Source organism: Pseudoalteromonas arctica, assembly GCF_012927645.1.
GTDB lineage: Bacteria > Pseudomonadota > Gammaproteobacteria > Enterobacterales > Alteromonadaceae > Pseudoalteromonas > Pseudoalteromonas arctica_A.
The window spans coordinates 198,354-222,156 of sequence record NZ_JABBMT010000002.1 but is presented as its reverse complement, the minus strand read 5'-3'; the positions used below and the strand labels follow the sequence as shown (position 1 = coordinate 222,156).

The 23,803-nt window shown below is 41.0% G+C and carries 19 protein-coding genes; 9 read left to right on the top strand and 10 right to left on the bottom strand.

Annotated elements, in window-relative coordinates:
* Positions 1 to 3: 3 nt before the first annotated feature.
* The 5 genes from hisH to hisG are packed head-to-tail and all read right to left on the bottom strand — an operon-like array spanning position 4 to position 4,942.
* Positions 4 to 594, bottom strand: coding sequence for an imidazole glycerol phosphate synthase subunit HisH (gene hisH, locus HHO47_RS02545; protein ID WP_169018589.1), 591 nt, complete (start codon positions 592 to 594; stop codon positions 4 to 6).
* Complete coding sequence (gene hisB, locus HHO47_RS02540) at positions 591 to 1,652, bottom strand: bifunctional histidinol-phosphatase/imidazoleglycerol-phosphate dehydratase HisB (RefSeq protein WP_169018587.1); 1,062 nt, start codon at positions 1,650 to 1,652, stop codon at positions 591 to 593. Before hisB ends, hisH begins: the two co-directional genes overlap by 4 nt.
* On the bottom strand, positions 1,649 to 2,734 hold the full coding sequence (gene hisC, locus HHO47_RS02535; RefSeq protein ID WP_169018585.1) for a histidinol-phosphate transaminase: 1,086 nt from the start codon (positions 2,732 to 2,734) through the stop codon (positions 1,649 to 1,651). Before hisC ends, hisB begins: the two co-directional genes overlap by 4 nt.
* Positions 2,734 to 4,038: a histidinol dehydrogenase gene (gene hisD / locus HHO47_RS02530; RefSeq protein WP_169018583.1), complete on the bottom strand. Its 1,305-nt coding sequence runs from the start codon at positions 4,036 to 4,038 to the stop codon at positions 2,734 to 2,736. The genes hisC and hisD overlap by 1 nt, the downstream gene beginning before the upstream one ends.
* Positions 4,039 to 4,042: 4 nt before the next feature.
* Positions 4,043 to 4,942, bottom strand: coding sequence for an ATP phosphoribosyltransferase (gene hisG, locus HHO47_RS02525; protein WP_169018581.1), 900 nt, complete (start codon positions 4,940 to 4,942; stop codon positions 4,043 to 4,045).
* Positions 4,943 to 5,317: 375 nt separating this feature from the next.
* On the opposite strand from hisG, the gene HHO47_RS02520 reads away from it, so the two are divergent.
* Complete coding sequence (locus tag HHO47_RS02520) at positions 5,318 to 5,551, top strand: hypothetical protein (RefSeq protein WP_169018579.1); 234 nt, start codon at positions 5,318 to 5,320, stop codon at positions 5,549 to 5,551.
* A gap of 87 nt (positions 5,552 to 5,638) precedes the next feature.
* Here the strand turns inward: HHO47_RS02520 and HHO47_RS02515 are convergent, their stop codons facing one another.
* The gene (locus HHO47_RS02515) at positions 5,639 to 6,919 is read right to left on the bottom strand and encodes a cation:proton antiporter (RefSeq protein ID WP_169018577.1); all 1,281 of its coding nucleotides are present in this window, start codon (positions 6,917 to 6,919) and stop codon (positions 5,639 to 5,641) included.
* 577 nt (positions 6,920 to 7,496) lie between these two features.
* Between HHO47_RS02515 and HHO47_RS02510 the strand changes: the two genes are divergently transcribed.
* The 5 genes from HHO47_RS02510 (at position 7,497) to HHO47_RS02490 (ending at position 14,784) form a co-directional block, all read left to right on the top strand.
* Positions 7,497 to 9,680: a M4 family metallopeptidase gene (locus tag HHO47_RS02510; protein ID WP_169018575.1), complete on the top strand. Its 2,184-nt coding sequence runs from the start codon at positions 7,497 to 7,499 to the stop codon at positions 9,678 to 9,680.
* A 91-nt stretch (positions 9,681 to 9,771) separates the two neighbouring features.
* A complete protein-coding gene (locus HHO47_RS02505; RefSeq protein ID WP_169018573.1) occupies positions 9,772 to 11,637 on the top strand; it encodes a M20/M25/M40 family metallo-hydrolase in 1,866 nt (621 codons plus the stop codon).
* Positions 11,638 to 11,828: 191 nt separating this feature from the next.
* Positions 11,829 to 13,655 carry an ATP-dependent DNA helicase gene (locus HHO47_RS02500; protein WP_211183582.1) on the top strand — a complete coding sequence of 609 codons (1,827 nt, stop codon included), beginning with the start codon at positions 11,829 to 11,831 and terminating at the stop codon, positions 13,653 to 13,655.
* 13 nt (positions 13,656 to 13,668) lie between these two features.
* Positions 13,669 to 14,379: a tRNA (adenosine(37)-N6)-threonylcarbamoyltransferase complex dimerization subunit type 1 TsaB gene (gene tsaB, locus HHO47_RS02495; RefSeq protein ID WP_169018571.1), complete on the top strand. Its 711-nt coding sequence runs from the start codon at positions 13,669 to 13,671 to the stop codon at positions 14,377 to 14,379.
* Positions 14,380 to 14,454: 75 nt separating this feature from the next.
* Positions 14,455 to 14,784: a hypothetical protein gene (locus HHO47_RS02490; RefSeq protein ID WP_169018569.1), complete on the top strand. Its 330-nt coding sequence runs from the start codon at positions 14,455 to 14,457 to the stop codon at positions 14,782 to 14,784.
* Positions 14,785 to 14,953: 169 nt separating this feature from the next.
* On the opposite strand, the gene HHO47_RS02485 is transcribed toward HHO47_RS02490, so the two are convergent.
* On the bottom strand, positions 14,954 to 16,240 hold the full coding sequence (locus HHO47_RS02485) for an alkaline phosphatase (protein ID WP_169018567.1): 1,287 nt from the start codon (positions 16,238 to 16,240) through the stop codon (positions 14,954 to 14,956).
* Positions 16,241 to 16,340: 100 nt separating this feature from the next.
* Between HHO47_RS02485 and HHO47_RS02480 the strand changes: the two genes are divergently transcribed.
* From HHO47_RS02480 to rnd, 3 genes are all read left to right on the top strand, one after another.
* Positions 16,341 to 17,192, top strand: a complete 852-nt coding sequence (locus HHO47_RS02480) for an alpha/beta fold hydrolase (protein ID WP_169018685.1) — start codon at positions 16,341 to 16,343, stop codon at positions 17,190 to 17,192.
* Between the two features lie 120 nt (positions 17,193 to 17,312).
* Positions 17,313 to 18,965, top strand: coding sequence for a long-chain-fatty-acid--CoA ligase FadD (gene fadD / locus HHO47_RS02475; RefSeq protein WP_169018566.1), 1,653 nt, complete (start codon positions 17,313 to 17,315; stop codon positions 18,963 to 18,965).
* A gap of 49 nt (positions 18,966 to 19,014) precedes the next feature.
* Complete coding sequence (rnd, locus tag HHO47_RS02470; protein ID WP_169018564.1) at positions 19,015 to 20,145, top strand: ribonuclease D; 1,131 nt, start codon at positions 19,015 to 19,017, stop codon at positions 20,143 to 20,145.
* 268 nt (positions 20,146 to 20,413) lie between these two features.
* On the opposite strand, the gene HHO47_RS02465 is transcribed toward rnd, so the two are convergent.
* From HHO47_RS02465 to HHO47_RS02455, 3 genes are all read right to left on the bottom strand, one after another.
* Positions 20,414 to 21,286: a sugar phosphate isomerase/epimerase family protein gene (locus HHO47_RS02465; protein WP_169018559.1), complete on the bottom strand. Its 873-nt coding sequence runs from the start codon at positions 21,284 to 21,286 to the stop codon at positions 20,414 to 20,416.
* A gap of 72 nt (positions 21,287 to 21,358) precedes the next feature.
* Positions 21,359 to 22,120 (bottom strand): gluconate 2-dehydrogenase subunit 3 family protein, encoded by a 762-nt coding sequence (locus HHO47_RS02460; protein WP_169018557.1) that lies wholly within the window; start codon positions 22,118 to 22,120, stop codon positions 21,359 to 21,361.
* Between the two features lies 1 nt (position 22,121).
* Complete coding sequence (locus HHO47_RS02455) at positions 22,122 to 23,801, bottom strand: GMC family oxidoreductase (protein ID WP_169018556.1); 1,680 nt, start codon at positions 23,799 to 23,801, stop codon at positions 22,122 to 22,124.
* Between the last annotated feature and the right edge of the window lie 2 nt (positions 23,802 to 23,803).

Sequence of the window (23,803 nt, the reverse complement as noted above, 5' to 3'; positions counted from 1 at the left end):
AGCTTACAGCTGCCAGTCTAAAAAGTTTTGTAATAACCGCGTGCCCACTTTTGCGCTACGCTCGGGGTGAAATTGCATCCCCGCGTAATTGTCGTTGGCTACAATGGCTGAAAATTTTTGCCCGTACTCGCCGCTAACCAGTGTTGCATCATTCACGGTATGAGCAAAACTATGCACAAAATATACTTGCTTGTTTGCATCAAGGCCTTTGGTCAAGGCATGTTCACGATTAACGGTGAGGTTATTCCAACCCATGTGCGGCGAGGTTAAACTACCCACATCAAGTGCTTTAACGTGCCCAGGTATTTTGCCAAGGCATTGCACATTACCTTCTTCGGTGCTGTCGCATAACAACTGCATACCTAAACAAATCCCCATCAGTGGGCGTTGGTAGTCATTTATGGCTTGTTGCCAACCTTCTTCAACTAAGCGCTTCATAGCAACAGAAGCGTGGCCAACGCCGGGTAAAATGGCGCGCTCAAAGTTTTTAAGTTGCTCAGGTGAGGTGATCACCTCTGGCGTTTGCCCTAAGCGCTCAAAAGCAAAGCGTACTGAGTTTATATTGGCACAACCGGTATTGATGATGGCAATCATAAACACCCCTTAGAGCTGGCTGTTTGTTGGCTAGCATCAGCGGCAATCGCCATACGCAGCGCACGAGAAAATGCTTTAAATAACCCTTCAACTTGGTGATGACAGTTACCGTCACTAACCGACAATATTAAGCTGATCGCTGCATTGTCGCTTAAACTTTTGAAAAAGTGCTCAACCATTTGTACGTCTAAATCGCCGGCTTTTTCACGGCTAAAGTGAGCGTTTAATACAAATGACGCACGCCCTGACAAATCAATTTGTGCCTCTGCTTTGCATTCATCCATTGGCAGCGCAAAACCATAGCGAGCAATTTGCGATTTAGCACCAAGGGCTTCTTTTAAAGCAAGGCCAAGTGCGATACCAATATCTTCAACTAAGTGATGCTCATCGATGTGTAAATCACCACTGGCTTGAATATCAAGGCCAATATTGGCGTGAGTGCGAATTTGATCCAGCATGTGATCAAAAAAGCCTAGGCCTGTGCTGATCTCGCCATTTTTACTTTGATCTAAATTGAGTTTTACATCAATTTGCGTTTCTTTAGTGTTGCGAGTCACGCGGCCTTGGCGGTCGGCAGTGGTAAGCTTGGTGACGATTGCGTTCCAATCACCGTCATACAAAATGCCTTCGCAGCATAAATTTTGCGCCAGGCCAATATCTGTTTGGCGGTCACCAATAACAAATGAACGAGCTAAGTCAACTTTACTAGAGCGCATAAGCTCGGTAAGTAAGCCTGTTTTAGGCTTGCGGCAATTACAGTTTTGTTCATCAAAGTGAGGGCAAATTAGCACGTCGTCAAACTTAATCCCTTGGCTAGATAAAATATCCATCATTTTATCTTGGGCGATATCAAAATCAGCCGTTGGGAAGCTGTCTGTGCCTAAGCCATCTTGGTTTGACACCATCACTAAACGGTAACCGGCAGCTTGCAGCTGTAACAGGGCAGGGATCACATTTGGTAAAAATTCTAGTTTTTTTAGGCTGTCTACTTGCTTGTCTGTGATTGGCTCAGCAATGATGGTGCCGTCACGGTCGATAAATAAATACGGGTTGCTCATGATACTTCCTGCCCTTTTTGCGTGGTTGATTGGTTAAGGCAATCTAACCATATTTTTACTTGTTCTAATTCTTGTTCGTTACCAATTGAGATACGTAACCAATTGTTTTCACCGTGTAAGGTAAATGCACGCATCACTAAGCCTTGCTCAAGTGCGATATTAAAGCTGTTTTTATCCGCCAGTTTTAAGGTGACAAAGTTACCCTCACCACTGAGCACTTGTAAAACCGCAGGAGACGCTGCTAACCATTGTTTAAGCTTAGTTTTAAGGGCGTTTAAAATGCTCACTTGACGACGCATAGAGGTAATGGCATTTGGGCTCAGAGCGCTTGCTGCAATACTCGCTACCACAGTTGACACCGGATACGGCGCGATCACTTTACGTATTGGCGCAAGTACCGACTCTTGTGCAAGGGTAAAGCCAGTACGCAGGCCTGCTAACGCAAACGCTTTTGAAAGTGTGCGTAGTACAACCACGTTGGCAAATTCATTTATAAGCTTGCTCGCGCTTTGCTCTGGGCAAAACTCAATATACGCTTCATCAACAATAACCAGAGCTTTACTTTCAAGGGCTGCGGCAATCGCTTTGATTTTATCAAGTGGTGTTAAGCTGCCTGTTGGGTTATTTGGGTTACAAATAAACACTAATTTGCTGTCGCCAACCGCAGTGATTATTTCATCAACTGTTCCTTCGAGTAATAAAGCTTGGTTTAAGCCATTAATAGCTACATTATGAGTATCTGCCGTTACTTTATACATACCATAAGTTGGCAAGAATAAAGTAACTGAATCTTGCATTGGCTGGCAATAGGTGCGAACCAGTAGTTCAATACCTTCATCCGCGCCGCGGGTCATCAATACTTGTTCAGGGGTTAACTGAGCGTAACTTGCATAATGGTCGATAACGCTTGCTGGTTGCGGATCAGGGTAACGATTTAAATCATCAATAGTAATATCAATGTTTTTCACGTACGGGCTTTCATTCGCATTGAGCCATGTTGTGCCGGTGAGTTTTTCACTTTTAGCTGAGCTATATGCTGCTAATGCATCAATATTGGTCGGTAATAAGGGGTTATTACTCATTATTCATTACCTCTATTCATGGCCTCTAAGCGTACTTTTACTGCATTTGCGTGGGCATCAAGTCCTTCAGCATCAGCCAATGGTAGTATTGCTTTTGATAAGTTTTTTAAGCCATTTTGGGTGATTGTTTGTACTGTATACGTGCGGAAAAAATCCAGTAAGTTTAAGCTTGAGTACGTGGCGCTGTAACCATACGTTGGTAATACGTGATTAGTACCCGAGGCGTAATCACCGGCTGACTCAGGGGTATAATCACCAACAAACACAGAGCCGGCATTTTTTACTTTACCTAAATAAGGGTTAGCATCGGCTAGTTGCAAAATTAAGTGCTCAGGGCCATATTGCGCAGAGACATCAAATGCTTGGTCAATTGAATCAACCAATATTAATGATGAGTTGGCCAATGCTTTTGCTGCGATATCTTGGCGCGATAGTTTAGCAAGTTGGCGCTCGATTGCGTGTTGAGTACGTTCGATAGTTAATTCATTATTGCTTAGCAGAATAACTTGAGAGTCAGCACCGTGCTCTGCTTGAGACAATAAATCGGCGGCAATAAACTCAGGATTAGCACGCTCATCAGCAATAACTAAAACCTCTGAAGGACCTGCTGGCATATCAATCGCCATACCGGGTATTGTTTGAGCTACTAATTGCTTAGCCATAGTCACAAAGCTATTACCCGGGCCAAAAATCTTATTCACTTTTGGTACAGAGCCAGTACCATAGGCCATTGCGGCGATTGCACCTGCGCCGCCACTTTCTACGATTGTTGTGATTCCGCATAATTTAGCCGCATATAAAATTGCTGAATTGATTTGCGCGTTACCTTGCACTGGTGTTGCTAAAACGATTGTTTTAGCGCCACTTAATTGGGCTAGTACACCTTGCATGATAACCGATGAAGGCAATGCCGCGCTGCCACCAGGTACATAAAGACCAACAGCTTCAATGGCTTGATATTTTAATTCACATAACACACCCGGTTGGGTGGTCAACTTAATATCTTTTGGTAATTGCGCTTGGTGAAAACGTTTAACATTGGCATACGCCGTATCAATGGCATACCTAAGCTCAGGGCTTAGCTGTTGTACTGCATTATTTATTTCTTCAATAGGCACTAATAATCGTGGCGTTGGGCGATTATCAAATTCTTTTGCCATGGCGAGTAAGGCATCATCACCTTGCTCTTTTACATTCGCCATAATTGTTTGGCAAATTTCTTTTACTTTAACACTTGCACTGACAGCAGGGCGCATTAGCGCCGCTGCTTGTGCATCTGCGGATACCTCATTCCAGCGCAGCATGTGGTTACTCCATCATCTTTTCAATTGGCATTACTAAGATAGAGTTAGCGCCAAGCGCTTTAAGTTGCTCCATCGTTTCCCAAAATAATGTTTCGCTGCTGACCATGTGTAGTGCTACGTATTCATCAGAGCCAGCTAAAGCAAGTAGAGTAGGTTGACCTGTACCTGGTAATAAGTCACAAATCTTATCAAGCTTATCTTTTGGCGCGTGCAGCATAATGTATTTGCTTTCTTTGGCTTGTCTCACGCCGCGTAAGCGTGGCATCAGTTTATTGATCAGCGCTAATTTGTTGGCATCTTGTAAGTCTTTATTTTGAATAAGGCAAGCGTTTGATTCTAAGATAGTATCGCCTTGCATAAGGCCGTTAGCTTCAAGTGTGGCACCGGTAGAGACTAAATCACAAATTGCATCAGCAAGGCCAGCACGAGGTGCAACTTCGACAGAGCCTGTCAGCATGACTGTGCTGGCGTTTATGCCTTCACGCTTTAAATACTGCGTTAAAATTTCAGGGTAGGTGGTAGCAATACGTTTGCCTTCAAACCAGCTTTTATCTTGTTTACCGAGTTCTTGTGGCCATGCAAGTGCTAGGCGACAGTAGCCAAAATCCAGTTTAGACAACTTAGTTACTTCGCTTTGCACGCCTTGACGTTGGCGCTCGGCTTGAACTTCAACCAGTACGTTTTCACCTACTATGCCTAAGTCACATACGCCGTCCATTACCAGCCCTGGGATATCGTCATCGCGCACACGTAATACATCAATTGGCATATTAGTTGAGTGGGCGATTAAGCGTTGTTCACGTAAGTTAAGTTTAACACCTAGCTGTTTTAGTAAGTCTTGGCAATCTTTAGAAAGGCGGCCACCTTTTTGGATGGCGATACGTAGACGGTTGTTATTACTCATTATTCATTTTTCCTTTAATTTAAAAACTAAAAACCCCGAGGGAACCTCAGGGCGAAAAATGAATCATAGTATGTTGACTCGCCAGAGGCTCCTTTTAGGAATAACCTCTGGGCGAAAGACCTGACAGGTTATTCCGGTGAATGGTGGTGATGATGTACTGTTGTCAGGTTTAAGCGCATTATAATATATCCTAAATAACTTTCGTTTTATCATTGCTTCATGTGAACAACTTCATGTAAACAAAAGTGTTTAATCTGTTTAAGTAAATTTCACATATAGGAAAACACATTAGGGGGGAAGCTGGCAAGTTTTTTTTGCGTAAATTAAAGAATAAGCTAAAACGGCCGATGATAAGAGTAACCAAAGGAGGAACGTATGGATATTATGATCCCTTATTTAGGGCAGCTCACTCGTTTGCAACTTGAGTCGAAAGGTGCCTTTCACATTGCGGGGCTAAAAGATTCGAACGCGCAGCGAGTTGAACGTGAAAAGCGGCAAAAGCGCCAGTTGGAGCACAAAGAGCTACTGGCTAAAGAAAAGCTTGAAACAGCTAAAAAAGAGCGCAAAACAGACGAGGAAGACGAAACCCACTTAGACACATGGGCGTAATATTCTTAGGATCTTATGCATAGAAAATGCGTAACTAATTCTAGCACCGTAAGTATTAGCTCGCGGTGCCAGAAGTAAGTTTAAATGTTAACTTTGTTGTTTGGCACTAATGCTACTGTGAATTAACGGCGAAATAGTGAGTCCTTGCACAATAATCGAAAATATCACCACAACGTAGGTAACAATAATAAGCAGGTTGTGTAAATCAGAGCCGCCTACAAATACCTGATCACGAGGAATTGCAGCAGCCATTGCTAAAGCAAGGCCACCGCGCAGTCCACCCCAAGTTAAAATTTTAACTGAGTGCTTGTCGTATTTTCTAAATTTCTTAAAGGCGACAAACGGTGCGCCAACACTAATAAAGCGAGCAAGTAATACTACTGGCACCATCAGTAGACCTAAACCAATTTCAGCTAGGCTGATAGGCATAGTGACAATTAGCATACCGATAATCAAAAATAACAATGCATTCAAAAAGCTATCTGTGGCGTGCCAAAAGTCTTTTACATAGCGAGTGTCTTCAGGCCCGGTGCGCTCTGTCGCTTTAGTACGGGTTATATTACCTAACAATATACCACTTGTTACCATGGCTAAAGCGCCTGATATTTCCCATATATTGGCAGCGGCAAATCCTGCTGTAGGGATAGTTAAAGTGAGTAACAAGCGAATATTTACATCACGACTGTTGATGATTAAATAGTGACCTACTAAGGCAATCACTAAACCAAATGCAATTCCTCCCAGTGCGTCGACAAAGAAGAGCTCTGCAATGCCTGCTGCGCTGGCTTCAGTGTCAAGAAAAGCCACAGCAAAAATAGTGGTAAAAATAACTAAGCCAATACCGTCATTAAATAATGATTCACCTTCAACTTGCACTGAAATGCCTTCAGGGGCACGCATTTGTTTAATAATGGCAAGCACTGCAATTGGATCGGTTGGACTTATTAATGCACCAAACAATAAACAATAAATAAAAGGCACCGCAAAGCCTAACGCGGCAAATAAATAAAAGCTTAAAAAGCCAATGATAAAGGTGGAAGCTAAGGTCGAAAATAACACCAGTACGGTGATTTCGAAACGTTGTTTTTTGAGTGCCGCAAGGTTAATTTCTAATGCGCCTGCAAACAGTAAAAAACCGAGCATGCCTTTGAGTAATAATTGATTGAAATCGATACTTGAGACTATCTGTGTGATCTCCAATGCGGTTGAATCGCCCAATAATTTTACCGCGAGTATTAGTAACAGTGAAATCACTACTGAGCCAGTTGTTATGGCAATAGTGGTTTGCATTTTGAGGATATACTGGTTAGCAAATGCGATAAAAATCGCTAATGCAGATAAAAAACAAATGAGGTACCAAGCATTCATTGTTTGACCTTAAATAATATATTGGAATGAGCAAAAAGGAATGTACTTTCGCGCGGGTATGTTACTCCTGAGGCTTTGAAATGTCACCGCGATAATGCTGTTAATTACACTTTTAATAAACTTATGTGTAACTTATGCAATAATAACAAAATTAGTTGATGGTTTTGTTTAAGGGGTCGTGGGCATTGCTACTTTTAAACGGCAACGGCTTCTTTCTTAATTGTTAATATGTTCAGTTTGTTATCTATAATTACAGCACGATATCATCGGCATCACCGCCAATTCACATAATCACTGCAGTGTATCACATCATAATTTTAGTTAAATTACACGCAGCTCAATGTTAATTTAATGTAAGTAATTATTTACAGGTTTTGGGGTTTTTTGTGGTTTAAATTAACAGGTGTTATTTAAGTTATTGTTTTTAAATGTCTCTATTTCAGTTTTTGTTATTTGTTGTTAATTTTTTGTTTCATTTTTAATTTTAGTAAAAGCAGTCTAGGCTGAACATAAATCGGGACGGGTAGTGTCGGTTTAATACAAAAATATTAAATAACAATCTAAATGGAGCGTAAACGTGAATTTATCTAAAATCACATTAGCAACTCTTGCTGCTTTTGCGGTAACGCAAGCATCAAGTGCAATAGCTGCAAATAAACAATATCTAAATGAACAAGCAGCCCTAACTACAACTTTGCAAAATAGTGCGTCATCGGTACTTATGGCAAGCCCAATACAATTAGTTGGTTTGGATGCTGGTAATGAGTTAGTCGTATTAAAAGAAGTAAAAAGTAACAATGGTGATACGACTCGCCGTTATCAACAACAGTATCAAGGATTACCTGTTATTGGCGACACTGTGAGTTTAACGTTTGATAGTAACGGCCAATTAAAGCGCGCTCATGGCGCCGCTGTGTATGATATTAGTAGTGATGTAAGCTCGGTGATACCAAAACTCAGTAAAAAAATGGCGATTACACAGGGATTAAAACACTCCCCCGCAGCGGTTAAATCAGAGAACCTTAAAAAACACAATGAACAATCGCGTTTGGCGATTTGGCTTGATGCGCAACATGTTGCACGTTTAGTGTATGAAGTATCGTATGTTACTTATGGCGCTAATCCTTCTCGACCTTATCAGATCATTGATGCGAATTCTGGTGAGGTTTTACATAGCTTTGATAACCTTCAACATGCCAATGCTACAGGCCCTGGTGGTAATTTAAAAACAGGGAAATACATTTACGGGACTGATTTTGGTAGTTTAGATGTATCGCAGTCAGGCAACACTTGTACCATGAATAGCACAAACGTTAAAACCGTTAACTTAAATGGTGGCACGAGTGGCTCTTCAGCGTATTCTTTTACTTGCCCCGAAAACACCTTTAAAGAAATAAATGGCGCTTACTCACCATTAAATGACGCCCATTACTTTGGTAATGTCATTTTTAATATGTATAACGACTGGATTGGTACGCCTCCGCTGTCTTTTCAATTGAAAATGCGTGTTCATTACAGCCGTAATTATGAAAATGCTTTTTGGGACGGATCAGCAATGACCTTTGGTGATGGTCAAAATACTTTTTATCCATTAGTTAGTTTAGATGTTTCTGCTCATGAAGTTAGCCATGGTTTTACGGAGCAAAATTCAGGGCTAATTTACAGTGGTAAATCGGGGGGGTTGAACGAAGCGTTTTCTGATATGGCTGGTGAAGCTGCCGAATTTTATATGCTAGGCACTAATGATTGGTTAGTTGGCCAAGAAATTTTTAAAGGCAATGGTGCGTTGCGCTACATGAATAACCCAACCCAAGATGGTAGTTCAATTGATAACCAGTCGGGCTATTATTCAGGTATGGATGTACATCACAGCTCCGGTGTATTTAATAAAGCATTCTATAACTTAGCAACTAAAGCTGGTTGGGATACTAGAAAAGCTTTTGAAGTTATGGCGCGGGCTAATCAACTATATTGGACAGCTAGTACCAATTGGGACTTGGCAGGCAATGGTGTAATGGATGCGGCATGTGATTTGGGTTACAGCCCAGGTGATGTACAAAGCGCACTAGCGGCAGTGGGGGTAACGTCAAATTTAAGCTCTGGTAGTAGCTGTGGAGTAGAACCACCAACTGACGAGCCTCTTAGCAATGGCGTGCCACGTACTGGGATCAGTGGTACAGAAAAACAGCAAATATTCTTTACCTTAGAAGTGCCAGCTAATGCTACTAATTTACAATTTAACACCGTAGGTGGCAGCGGTGATGCAGACTTGTATGTAAAATTTGCGCAAAGGCCAACCCTAAATAGCTTTGACTGTAATAGCACGACTCCAACAAGCACAGAAAGCTGTGCTATCAGTAATGTTCAAGCGGGTACTTACTATGTAATGGTTGAAGCCTGGAACCAAATATCGGGCGTTTCACTCACGGGAAGTTTTGATGGTGGGGATACAGGTACTACACCAATAAACCGTACTGAAACCAATGTAAGTGTTAGCTCAGGTGGTTGGACTCGTTTCAGTCAAGAGCTAAGCGCAGGCTATTCAACATTGAATATTGCTATAGCGGGTGGTTCTGGTGATGCAGACTTGTATGTTAATTTTGGTTCGCCATCATCAAAATTATCTTATCAATGTCGACCATATAAAAAAGGTAACAACGAAAGTTGCGAAATTACTGATCCACAAGCGGGCACTTGGTATATTGATTTACAAGGTTACAACGCTGCAAGTGGCGTAACGTTAACAATAACGGCTAACTAACCCCTTACCTAAGGGAGCATTCGCTCCCTTTTTTTACCCTTATATTTTCAGAGCCTGAATTTGGGTAAGCACAGATAAAAAGGAAACTGTTATGAATATCTTTGCACCAAGCGTACTACTTGGCACTGTATCATTATTGGCAAGTCAGCTGGTAATAGCACAAGAGCCAGATAGTATTTGGGTAAGTATTGACCCTGTAGCAGCTAAACATTACAAATTAAATCAAACAGCTCATAAACACAGTACAGAGCTCCTCGCGCCACAAGCATCCAACTTATCTTCTGTTAACTTTATGCGTATTAAACAGTCTGAAGTTGCTAATTTAAGTGAATTTATGCACGATAACTACCATCGTTGTGGTGGTTTTGTAGCACATGAGTCACTGCTAGAGGCGCAGCTTTATACTGAGCAATTAGCTAAAGTACATAATCAGTCAATTAATAGTTCAGCGATTAACTACACAATAGATAATGCGCAAACGGTACAGACGCTTATCAATAACATTAGTCCTAATGATCTAACCAATACCGTTAATTCATTGAGTGCATTTAATAATCGCTATTATTCAGTACAAAGCGGGGTTGATGCATCACAATGGTTAAAAAATTATTGGCAACAGTTAGCAAGCAACCGAGCTGATATTAGTGTTGATTATTTTAACCATAGTTGGTCGCAATCATCTGTCATTGTAACAATTCAAGGCAGTGAAAAAGCGGATGAAATAGTGGTTGTTGGTGGGCATTTAGATTCAATTAATCAATCGAATCCTAGCAACGGTAGAGCACCCGGTGCGGATGATAATGCCTCTGGTATTGCGGTTTTATCAGAAGTGCTTCAGGCAATCGTAGATACTAACTACCAACCACAAAGAACAATCCAAATTATGGGTTTTGCAGCCGAAGAAGTGGGGCTACGGGGTTCAAAAGCGATTGCAACGGCGTATAAATCACAGGGCAAAAATATGGTAGGCATGGTGCAATTTGATATGACCGGTAACCATGGCAGTAGTGATGATATTGTGATGATGACAGATTATACAAACAGCGCCCAAAATCAGTTTTTGGGACAATTGATCGACACTTATTTACCCACCCTCAGTTATGGTTTTGATCAGTGTGGTTATGGCTGTTCAGATCATGCTTCATGGTATCAGCAAGGTTTTGTCGCCTCAATGCCATTTGAGTCGCGCATGGCTGATATTAACCCGCTTATTCATACTGCAAACGACAGTAATTTTGATGCTGGTCATGCGAGTAAATTTGCCAAGCTTGCAGTGAGCTACTTAGCTGAAATGGCTAAAAATGCCGGCTATGAAGTACCACCCACTGACAATGAACTAGAAAATGGTGTCACAGTGTCTGGAATTAATGCACTTGCTAAAGAGCAAGTTTTTTATACCTTAGCAGTCCCTGCAGGAAGTAGTAATTTAAACTTTACTACAACAGGTGGCAGTGGCGATGCTGATCTATACGTTAAGTTTAGCGCACCGCCTACTTTGCAAGACTTTGACTGCAAAAGCACTAATTCAAACAGTAATGAAGCATGCGCTATTAGTAATATACAATCAGGTACATATCATGTCATGGTTGAAGCATGGAGCGCAATTACCGGTGTTTCCTTAACGGGGAGTTATGATGGTGACAATAATGTACCGACGCCAATTAATCGTACCGAGACGAATGTCAGTGTGCCAACAGGAGGTTGGACTCGCTTTAGTCAAAATATCAGTGTGGGTTACTCGTCGTTAAATATTTCTATTTCAGGTGGTAGTGGGGATGCTGATTTATATGTGAACTTTGGTTCGCCGTCATCAACGTCAACATACCAATGTCGACCTTATAAAAATGGTAATAATGAAAGCTGTACTATTAGCAATCCCCAAGCGGGTGCTTGGTATATTGATTTACAAGGTTACACTGCGGCAAGTGGTATTACGTTGACGATCAACGCGCAATAATAACAATAGCAAAGGTGCATTGCTCCTTTGCTATTTGCTTTGCGTATTCACTTGCCCTTGGGGCTAGGCTTACGTAAAATCCCGCTATTATTTTTAGCAAAGCGATCGCTATTATCAAACAGCTTTTTAGTGCAGCAGGCCCGTTAGCGCAATCTCTAGATGGTTACACTCCTCGGCAACCGCAGATCGATATGGCCGTTGCGGTGAGTGACGCATTAAAAAACCGTTCGCAATTAGTGGTCGAAGCGGGCACAGGGACAGGTAAAACCTACGCTTATTTAGCCCCCGCGCTAAAGTCTAAAGGTAAAACAATAATTTCAACCGGCACGAAAGCGCTGCAAGAACAATTATACCACCGTGATTTACCACAGTTAGTCAAAGCGCTTAGTGCGAGTAAAAAAACCGCGCTACTAAAAGGGCGCAGTAACTATTTATGTACTTACCGGCTTAATCAGCATGTAGCCCATGTACCGACCGATGACTCTGATGTGATGCATCAATTAGCCATGGTGGCCAAATTTGCCAGTGAAACACACACCGGTGATCTGGCTGATTGTATTGGTATCGAAGAAGATGCCAAAGTATTACCTTATGTAAGCTCCACTGTGGATAACTGCCTAGGTAAAGAGTGCCCTGATTTTCAAGATTGCTATATTCGCAAAGCCCGCTTAAAAGCGATGGATGCCGATATAGTAGTGGTTAACCATCATTTGTTTTTTGCTGATATGGCAGTAAAAGATACCGGCTTTGCTGAACTCATCCCTACAGCTGATGCCTATATATTTGATGAAGCACACCAATTAAGTGAAATTGCCAGTGATTACTTTGGTGAGAGTATCAGTACTAAAAAGTTGGTGGACTTAATTAATGATTTACGGGCTATTTATCGCTCTGACATTCCGGATATGCTGCAACTTGGTAAAACTTTAAATAAGCTTGAAACCAGTGTTGCAGACTTACGCTTACAATTTGGCTTAGATGGTAGCCGCGGTGATTGGCGACACATGTTGGCAAGTAAAGAAATTTGCGCCGCGTTACATAGGGTGATCAGCGATTTAGACTTTTTGTATCAAGTACTCAAACATTGTTTAGACCGTAGCGATAAAATAGAACACCCATTTGAGCGTACCTTAGCTTTTAAAGGGCAATTAGAGCGGGTGTTTGATATAAGCCAAACAGGTAACAGTTATTGGTATGAAACAACACGGCGCTATTTAACCGTGCATATAACTCCACTTAACGTATCGGTTAAATTTGCGCAAATGATGGCAGACACCGGGGCTGGCTTTGTATTCACCTCAGCGACCTTGTCGGTCGATAATGAACTGGCGCACTTTAATGCCAGCCTCGGACTGAAACCAGCGCAAAGTATGATGGTTGATAGTCCGTTTGATTATTATCAGCAAGCCTTATTGTGTTTACCGCGTTATTTACCTGAAACACATGCAGCGAATATGCCTCATGCGATTGTTAAGCTTACACTCGATTTAATAAAAGCTGCAAAAGGGCGTTGCTTTGTCTTGTTTACCAGCTATCGGATGATGCATTTAGTCGCCGAAGGGCTAACTACCCAGATTGATTATCCCATTTATATGCAAGGGCAAATGTCTAAACGTATTATTTTAGAAAAATTTACCCGTCATGGTAATGCCGTATTATTAGGTACTGCATCGTTTTGGGAAGGAGTTGATGTCAGGGGTAGCACACTCAGTTGTGTTATTATTGATAAGTTACCCTTTGCGGCACCCGATGATCCACTGCTCCAAGCTAAAATGCAAGATGCGCAATTACAAGGACATGATCCCTTTGCTTATATTCAATTACCACAAGCGGTGATTGCACTAAAACAAGGCGTTGGTCGTTTAATACGTGATAATAAAGACAAAGGAGTTTTAGTGATTTGTGATAATCGTTTAGTGACACGCCAATACGGGCAAGTCTTTTTGAAAAGCTTGCCGCCAATGCGCCGCACACGTAGCCTTCAAGTGGCCAGTGAATTTTTAGAACACATTAACTAGAGAAATAATTACCATGAATAACGCAATCAGTACGAGTGATATTAATCTATTAGCATTTGACGCTTCTACTGAAGCATTGTCTTTAGTGCTCAATTATAATGGTCAGTTATTTCACCATTTTGAAGTATGCCCGCAACAACACAGTCAAAAAATCTTGCCGTTAGTTGATCAATTGTTAGCTAAAGCAAATTGCCGTTTAACTGATTTAGATGTTATTGGTTTTGGCCAAGGTCCAGGTAGCTTCACCGGCGTGCGTATTAGTGTAGCCATTGCGCAAGGTTTAGCTTATGCATGTAAACTGCCACTAGTTGGTGTGTCCACACTACAAATGATGGCACAACAAGCTTATCAACAAACGGGTGAAAAAAGTGTACTTAGTGCAATTGATGCACGTATGGGAGAAATATATTTTGCCCATTATAGACTCAGTGATAATGGTGTGATGACCTTACACGGTGACGAACAAGTATTAAAACCCGCATTATTATCGCTTGCAGACGAACCAGGGATTGCAGTGGGCACTGGCTGGCAAACATACCCTGAGGCACTGGTAGATAGTCCTCAAATTGTTATTAATAACGACATCATATTACCTGATGCCGGCTTTATGTTGGCTACAATTAGTGATGATTTCAGTGCGCAACGTACGGTCAGTGCAGCGCAAGCTCAGCCTAAATATGTACGTGATACAGTCACCTGGAAAAAATTACCTGGACGCGAATAAACTGGTTACTAAAGCAACTTGCAAGGTTATTAAATTTAGCACATAATTTAATAACCTAAGTAACGAGAAGCAACTTTGAATCTATCTATTGGCTCAGGGTTTTACTCGGGAGACATACCCGGTAAAATTACCTCAAGACAGATCAATACTAATAAACCACAGGGTTTATTGGAGCAATCTGCTGCTGATAATAAACAGTCTGCGGAATTTGTTAAATCAAGCCAAGCAGGTATTGCGCTGGCAGATAAGTTACAAAGTGATACTGCTCAGCCACGTTACCGACAAACGATTTATGATCAGCCGACAGCCAAAGTGAGTCGTGCTATTTCAACCTACACCGAGTTTGCTAATTTAGAACGCCGATCTGAAGTACAAAACTTAATTGGTGTGGACATCTACGCTTAACAATTAGGCAATAATTTAACTCTGTATTGATGTGCCAGTATGTGGCAAAAGTTTACCTCCAGCTGTGATTAAAAAAGCCCAGATATATTATGCCTGGGCTTTGTATAATTAACCTTTAATGTTGCAGTTATCTGCTACGCTCAGAAAGCAACATACCAGTTAAACATTACTACTGTTCAATAAAGCCGATCAGTTTATCGGCAATGTCAGTATTGTTTTGTGAGCCGATAAATTTCTCAGCACCTTTACCATGGGCAAATACTTGTACATCAATAGCAGTGTGACCGCCGGTAGTCCAACCAGTGAAGCTGGCTCTACTGATAATATCTTTGATAGCAAGGTTGAGTGGTTTCTCACCTAGTTTTTTTGCTTGTTCAAGCTTGAGCTGGTTTTCGGGAGTGTACTCTATATTCGTGTTAGCAGTCCAAATGGCTTTTAAATCATCAGACTCAGACATTAATTTAGTTAATTTAACTGCTGTGGCTTGCACGCCTTTTACAACCTCGGTTGCCCATTTATATTGACCATGCGAGCCCAAGGTTAAACCACCAGTTGAGTGATCGGCGGTGATCACTAATAAGGTATCCGGGTTTTTATCAACGTAGGCTTTTGCTTGCTCGATTGATTTAGCAAAATCATCCATTTCCGCCATTGCACAGGCAATATCATTCGCATGGCCACACCAATCAATTTGGCTGCCTTCAATCATCACGAAAAAGCCATTTTTTTTATTTTTATCTAGTAACTCAAGTGCTTTATTGGTCATTTGTGCTAAGCGTGTTGGGTTATTATCTAACGCAAAGTCAAGCCCAACGGGAGCAAATAAACCCAAAGCAGGAATTTGCTGGATATCTTTTAACGCACTAAAGTCATCGCTGTATTGATAGCCCGCTTGCTTAAATTCGGCAACTAAATTACGGTCTTCACGGATGTAATATTTAGTACCGCCACCGAGCATTAAATCAACGGGAAGTTTTCCGGCAATTTTATTATCAATGTAATCATTGGCAATATCATCGTAGTTACGACGAGATTCATTATGTGCAGCGAAGCTTGCAGGCGTAGCATGATTGATTTGTGAGGTTGCAACTAATGCGGTGATCATGCCTTTTTGTTTGGCAATTTCGAGCATTGTTTTTACCGGTTTTTTATCGGTATCAACTGCAATTGCACCATTATAGCTTTTATGACCTGAGCTCAAAGCAGTTGCACCAGCGGCACTGTCAGTTACATAAGTATGGTCGTCAGGGTAAGTATGTGCCATGCCTTTAAGAATTGTATCAAACACCGTGCTTTCTATTTCTTTGGTCGACGGATCATCTTTAAAGTAGCGATATGCTGTAGTGTAAGCGGGGCCCATGCCATCACCAATCATATAGATAATGTTTTTTGGTGCTTGCTCTGCGTATGCACTTGCCGAGCATAATAATGCCAAGAGGCTTATTTGTTTCTTCATCTTTGTACCCTGTTTATTATGTAGTGCCATTGTATACGCAATGTAGTATAAATAAATGTCTTTTACGTTAAACAAACTAAAAACAAAGGGGAATTACACTGTGTATCCATTTTCAGTTCAAAGTGGCGCATTAACACTTCATGGCCTAACATTTGGGCAAGGAAAAGAGGTGGTCATTGCATTACATGGTTGGCTTGATAATTGTCATAGTTTTTTACCTATGTTAGAACATAACACCTTAACAGCGACCTGGTATTGCGTGGATTTTCCAGGCCATGGTTTATCAGATTGGCGTGGTAGTGATGCACATTATTACTTCATTGATTATATTGATGATATTTTTAACTTGATCGAACAACTGGGGGTTAATAAAGTACATTTAGTTGGTCATTCAATGGGCGCAATGGCTGCTGGGCTTTTTGCTAGCTGCTTTCCTGATAAAGTAAATACGGTCACTATGATAGAAGGACTGGGAGTTGTCACAACACCCAGTGAAAAAGTGGTTGAGCAGCTTAGAAATGCAATTTTGAATCGACGTCGTGTAAATAAAAAAGCACCCCGACAGTACGAGTCAAAACACATCATATACCAAGCACGAGCGGCACAAAGTGACTTACCTTTGGATTTAATTGCACTTTTGATGGATAGAAATATACGACAAACCGAACAAGGATGGCTGCTAAGGACTGACCCAAAGCTTAAAAATCATTCCGGTTTTAGATTTGATGAGCAACAATGCATAACTGTAATAAGCGAAATAAATGTGCCGTGTCTATTAATTGTAGGCAGTAAAGGGTATCCATTTATTAATGATAATTTAAATAAATATAGTAATTATTACAAAAGTTTAATAGTAAATGAAGTTGAAGGTGGTCACCACTGCCATATGCAAAGTCCTGAACAATGTTTACAGCAGGTTCATGCATTTATGCTGCAAACTGGTGCATGTTAATTGTATATTTGCACAAAATGTGGGAATATTTGTGAATTAGAGTTATTGCTCAATTGTGAAAGTGCCTTACTTAGTTTAAGGTTTAATAAAAATAAATTATAAATAGAACAGGAGCTAAGAGTGGAAAAAATTTGGCTGAAGCGCTACCCAGAAGGTATGCCTGAAACAATCGATCCTGAGCACTACAACTCGTTGTTAGAAGTGTTTGAAAAAAGCTTCACTGACTACAAAGCATTGCCTGCTTTTACCAACATGGGTAAAACATTAAGTTATGATGAAATTGACCAAACAACAAAGCGTGTTGCTGCGTATATTCAACATGATCTGGGGTTGAAAAAAGGCGATAAAGTGGCTGTAATGATGCCAAATTTATTGCAAACACCAGTTTCGATACTCGGTATTTTACGTGCTGGTTGTGTGGTAGTGAATGTTAATCCGCTTTACACAGTACGTGAGCTTGAACATCAATTAAATGATTCGCAAGCATCAGCAATTTTTATACTTGCTAACTTTGCTGACACGCTCGAAAAAGCATTGCCGCATACTAAAGTAAAGCACATCGTTGTTACCCAAGTGGGTGATATGATGGGGGGATTGAAAAAGCATCTGGTTAACTTTGTTGTTAAGCATATTAAAAAAATGGTGCCAAGCTATTCACTGCCTAACCCTATAAAGTTTGAAGCCTTACTTGCAGCGAACGAAAGCGATTACATTAAACCTGCAGTGTGTTTATCTGATATTGCATTTTTACAATATACCGGTGGCACAACGGGTGTCTCTAAAGGCGCAATGCTGACCCATGGCAATATGGTGGGTAACTTAGAGCAGGTTTCTGGTTGCTTAGATCAAGTGCTAGAACGTGGCAAAGAGGTTGTTGTCACAGCTTTACCGCTTTATCATATCTTTGCACTAACAGCGAACTGCTTAACGTTTATGAAGTATGGCGGATTAAATTTATTGATCACCAATCCGCGTGATATGAAAGGCTTTGTGAAAGAATTAGGGCAACATAAATTTACCGCGATCACGGGCGTAAATACATTATTTAATGGCTTGTTAAATACCCCAGGTTTTGCCGAACTTGATTTTTCAAGTTTGAAAATGTCTCTTGGTGGCGGTATGGCTGTACAGCGTCCTGTAGCTGAAAAATGGCAAAAAATCACTAGCAGCAAATTAATGGAAGGGTATGGTTTAACTGAGTGCTCGCCATTAGTTACTGTCAGCCCTTATGATCTAGATTCATACAATGGTTCGATTGGTTTACCTGCACCTAATACTGAGATCAAGTTGATGTTAGATAATGGTGAAGAAGCAGGCAAAGGTGAGCCGGGCGAATTATGGGTTAAAGGTCCACAAGTGATGGTGGGATATTATAATCGTCCTGATGCAACGGCAGAATGTCTGCAAGATGGTTGGTTTGCCACAGGGGATATAGCGACTTATGATGGTGAAGGGTTCTTTTACATTGTTGACCGTAAAAAAGATATGATTATCGTATCTGGCTTTAATGTGTACCCAAATGAGATTGAAGAAGTGATTGCAATGCATGAAGGTGTTTTAGAAGCAGCAGCAATTGGTATCCCTCATGATGTTAGCGGCGAACAAGTTAAAGTTTTTATTGTTAAAAAAGACCCATCTTTAACTGAAAAAGATATAATAAAACACTGTCGTGATAATTTAACTAATTACAAGGTTCCTAAACTGGTTGAGTTTAGGGATGAATTGCCAAAAACAAACGTTGGCAAAATACTCAGACGAGCCTTGAAAGATTAGCAAGCTAAAAAAGCCGACCTATGTCGGCTTTTTTATTGTAGGAGATTAAGTGCAATATCAATTGATCCAAACCCAAAATCAATTAAATGTGTTTGTAGAGCATATCCGTAACAAACCCATCTTAGCAATTGATACAGAATTTATGCGTCGTCGTACTTTGTATCCAGAAGTTGCCCTTATTCAAGTTTATGACGGCGAGCATTTAGCATTAATCGATCCGCTAGCGGAGTTATCATTGTTTGATTTTTGGCAGGTTTTACGTGATCCTGCAGTGTTAAAAGTCTTGCATTCACCGTCGGAAGATATTGAGGTATTTCAAAAATACGCAGGCTTTGTACCAGCCCCTTTATTTGATAGTCAGTTTGCTTTGCAGTTATTAGGCAATGGCAACTGCATGGGCTTTGCTCATATGGTAAAAAATTTACTCGATATTGAAATCGACAAAAGCGAATCACGGACCAATTGGTTACAGCGTCCGCTAACAATTAAACAATTCGATTACGCTGCAGCTGATGTATTTTATTTATTACCGTGCTTTAAAATTATTATTGAACAAATCAACGATGCTGGTTTCTTTGATATTGTGATCAATGAAAGTGAGTTGATTGCACAAAAACGGGCTTATCAAACACCGGATGAACATCTGTATCGAGACATTAAAAATGCTTGGCAATTAAAACCTGCTGATCTTGCTGTATTAAGAGAGCTTGCTGCTTGGCGTCGTAACAAAGCGATACGTAAAAACTTAGCGCTTAACTTTGTATTAAAAGAGCATTGCTTGGTTGAATTGGCAAAACGAAAACCTACGAGTTTAACAACAATGCGTAATGTGCCAGAAGTCGATAGCATAGAAGTTAACCGCTCGGGCGTTGAAATCTTAAAGTGTATTGAAAAAGCTAAAGTGATCCCTGTTGCAGATTTTCCTGAGCCGCTAAGACGACTGATTGACTTTCCAAGTTATAAAAAAGTAGCCAAAGAAATTAAACAAAAAATCACTGCAGTTGCTAAAAAACAGGCTATTCCAGAAGATGTGTTTGCATCTAAAAAGCAAATCAACCAGTTGATCAGTTGGAATTGGAAGTTAACCAGCGCTGAGCGTGAACAGACTCCAAAGCCCGATTTACTTAACTCATGGCGTTATGAATACTTAAAAGACACACTGAAAGAATGGGATGTATAATTATTAAGAGTTCATAGGGACTAAGATAGCTAATGTACTATTGTTAGTCCCTATGGTTTGTGTCAGCGGGGGTAATACCAATCGACTTAAATATTTAACTATTCTAGCGAGCTAAATAAAGCACTAACTGCGTTATAATTTTTCAGGTAGAACAAGGGTATGTCAAAATTTATGCCTTGTTATCACTGTATTGATCTGTCGCTATAAATGGTCAGTAACTTAACACGATTGGTATAATAAGTTATTTTATCAATGATCTAGGTTTACTTTATTTGCTCATTTTAGCGAGGATCTTATCTAAATTAACTTTAGATTTAGCCACGCTTTGCATTGGTGTTAACCCATCGGGATATTCTTCTTGCTCAACGACTAGCCACTGAGTGGCGCCATCAACAATTAGCGTCTCAATTATTTTTTGCCATGGATAATCATTTTCACCTAATATAGGACTTAAACCATCGTTAGGGTGGGTGCGAACTTTTAAGTGGGTTGCCAGTGTTCGTCCTGGGTATTTTTTAATGAAATATTCAGGATCTTTTCCTGCGTAATATACCCAACCTATATCAAGTTGCAGTGGCAGGGTATTTGGCGTATTACTGGCAATAGCGTCCCAGTATGTCGCGTTTTTGAATTGATTAAACTCCTTATTATGGTTGTGAAAACCGATGTGCATAGCATAGCGCTGAGCGATTTCATTAACCTGAATGAGCTGTTCGGTGAGAGAGGTAATTCCTTGTGGCTGCCAAGCTCTTTCATCCCAAGGTACAAATAAAATAGAGACGCCAAGGGTTTTATAAAACAATAATGTGTCTGTTAAGGTGTCATCCGTTAAGGAATCAAAGCCGATATGTGCGCTACTGGCGACTAAATTTAGCTTAGCGAGCTTGTTTTTCAGTGCACTTGGATTGTTTTTATAAGGCCCAAAGTCACCTGCAAATTCCACACCTTGAAAGCCCATATCAGCAAGAGATGAGAGGGTGCCATCAAAATCCGCTTTTAAGGCCTCTTTAACTGACCAAAGCTGAACACTAACGGGGAGTAATTGTTTGTTTGTTTTTGCATAGACAGACAGCGAGTTTAAAACACAAAAAATAAACAGAATTGAAGTAACATAATTAAATGATAATTTGATTTTGAACATAAAAACACCTACAAGAAAAAGCAGGGAATAGTTCCCTGCTTAGGGCTGGGCTAGCTAAAAAATAGCTTTGTGTTAACTGGCTACTGAATCTTGATAAGCATACTCGGTCAAACCCAGTTCAGCTAAAATGCTATCTAAATGGGCCCTAGCTTCGTCAGTAGGTCCAGGGTAATCACCTGCAATAGGCACATTACCTAAATAGCCAATATCTTTACAACCTTGCGGTGTACAAAAGTAGGCACCAAGTACGAGGTTTTTAAAACGTAAAAAAGCATTACCAATACGTTGAAACTGCGGCGGGGTTTCATTATCAAAATAAGCAATATCATTTAAGATGGCTGTTTGTTGCTCTTTTTTCAATGCGACAAATGGTGCTTTATAACGCAGCACTGCTTCATCATCGATCCATGCTAAGCCGTGTAAAATAGTAACGCGGTCTTTTTGTTGACCGTTATAAGGTGAGCTTACCCATTCATCAATTACACTCGGTACATTTACCTCTGTTGCACTGGGATTGTTACCCTCGCTAGGCACGATGTGATCAGCTAATACCGCAACTAAATTTAATTGTGCTTGAGTTAATGTTAATGGCCAAGGTGATTGTGGTGGCATAACCATATTGGGATCAGTACCATAGCCTTTCGCTGTAATGGGTTGTAAGTCTAAATCAGGCCAATGTCCTTTATCACTAATTGTCTCTTCTAGCGCCTTACTACACCCAGCTGAAAGTGATACAGCGGAGCCTGCGGCTAACAAACCAAGCCACTTTAACGATTCACGACGTGTCATGCCGGAAATATATTTATATGAGTCAACACGATCTTCATTATGCATGTTACAGGGCTCCTTGTTCTATTTGTTTGGCTATCCAAGTTGAATTACGCATTGCCAATGTCATGATTGTTAATGTGCAATTTTTATGTGGGTTAGAGGGAAATACTCCAGCATCCATGACAAATAAGTTGTCGCAATCCCATGTTTGACCCCATTGATTGGTTACAGAATCCTTTGCTGAGCTGCCCATGCGAGTGGTGCCTACTTCATGAATGATCTCACCGCCTTTTGAAATTGCTTTTTCAGCAGTAGGTAATTCTCCAATGGTAGCACCCATATTTTCAAGGATCTGTTTCGCTGTTTTTAAGCCGTGCTCAATTTGTTTTAGTTCACGATCAGACCATTTAAAATGAAATTTCGAAACCGGAATACCCCATTTATCTTTAACACTTTCATCAATTTCCATGTAGGTATCATCGTTGGGGAGCATTTCTCCGCGCAGCGCAAAGCCAACATAAGATCCGTAGGCATCACGAACTTGTTGTTTTAGTGCAATACCATAACCACGTTTATCGCCAGATACTCCAGAGCCAGGTTGATTAAAACCACTGCTGATCTCAAAGTGATAACCGCGAGGAAAATCAAGCTCACCTTTAGCATGCGCTTTGTGTCCCCACCAAGGAATAAATAAATGGTTCCCAGTGTGGCCATCTTCGTTATAACGTGGACGACCTTTTAATGCTGGAATTTGCGCACCAAGCCATGCACCGGTTGAATCCATCAAGTTACGACCTACTTGGCCACTTGAGTTAGCTAAACCTTTAGGATGCTTGGCGTGTTTTGAATTTAGCAAAATACGGGCGGATTCACAGGCACTAGCGGCAAGGATCACGATATCTGCTGTCAGTGTTTTTTCAGTTACGGTTTGCTTATCTATATAAGTAACACCCGTTACTTTACCATCATCATTAACAGCCACGGATTTTACCATTGCATCAGTAATTATTTCTAAATTCCCAGTTGCTTTTGCCATTGGCAGTAATGAGGTGGTGGTTTGAAATGCCGCGCCGATAGAGCAACCATGGCCACAAGGTGTTGCATAAAAGCACGCCATACGATCATCTCTGGGCCGAGTTAATACTGCTCTGTGCATAGGCACGGCTGCAATACCCAGTTTTTTCGCACTGGCAGCAATAAGCAATTCAGGAATTCGCGGCGTTGGTGGTGGCTGTAATACCCCCGGAGCTGATGGCGGCATATCATCAAGGCCGGTATTGGTGCCGCAAATACCCACTAGTTCTTCCGTGATGTCGTACCATGGTGCGATATCATCATAGCTGAATGGCCAATCTGCACCGTTGCCATCTTGGCTTTTACCTTTAAAATCATGTTCACTAAAGCGTAATGAGTAACGTCCCCAGTGATTAGTTCTACCGCCTAACATGCGCGCACGCCACCAATAAAAATCAGTGCCTTTGGCGTTAGTATAAGGCTCATCAGGAACTTGCCAGCCCCCATCAATGGTTGCATCGTAAAAGCCAAAGTTTTTGTCTTTATTTCCTGCGCCCATTAAGGGAGCTTCATTGTTACGACGAAACATTGGGCTTTCTTTTTTTGGATCGTAATCGCGGCCCGCTTCAAGTAATAATACCTTATGGCCTAGTTTAGTTAAGGTATAAGCGGCCATTGCGCCACCTGCGCCGGAGCCAACAACCAGTACTTTATGATCAAATGTAGACATGC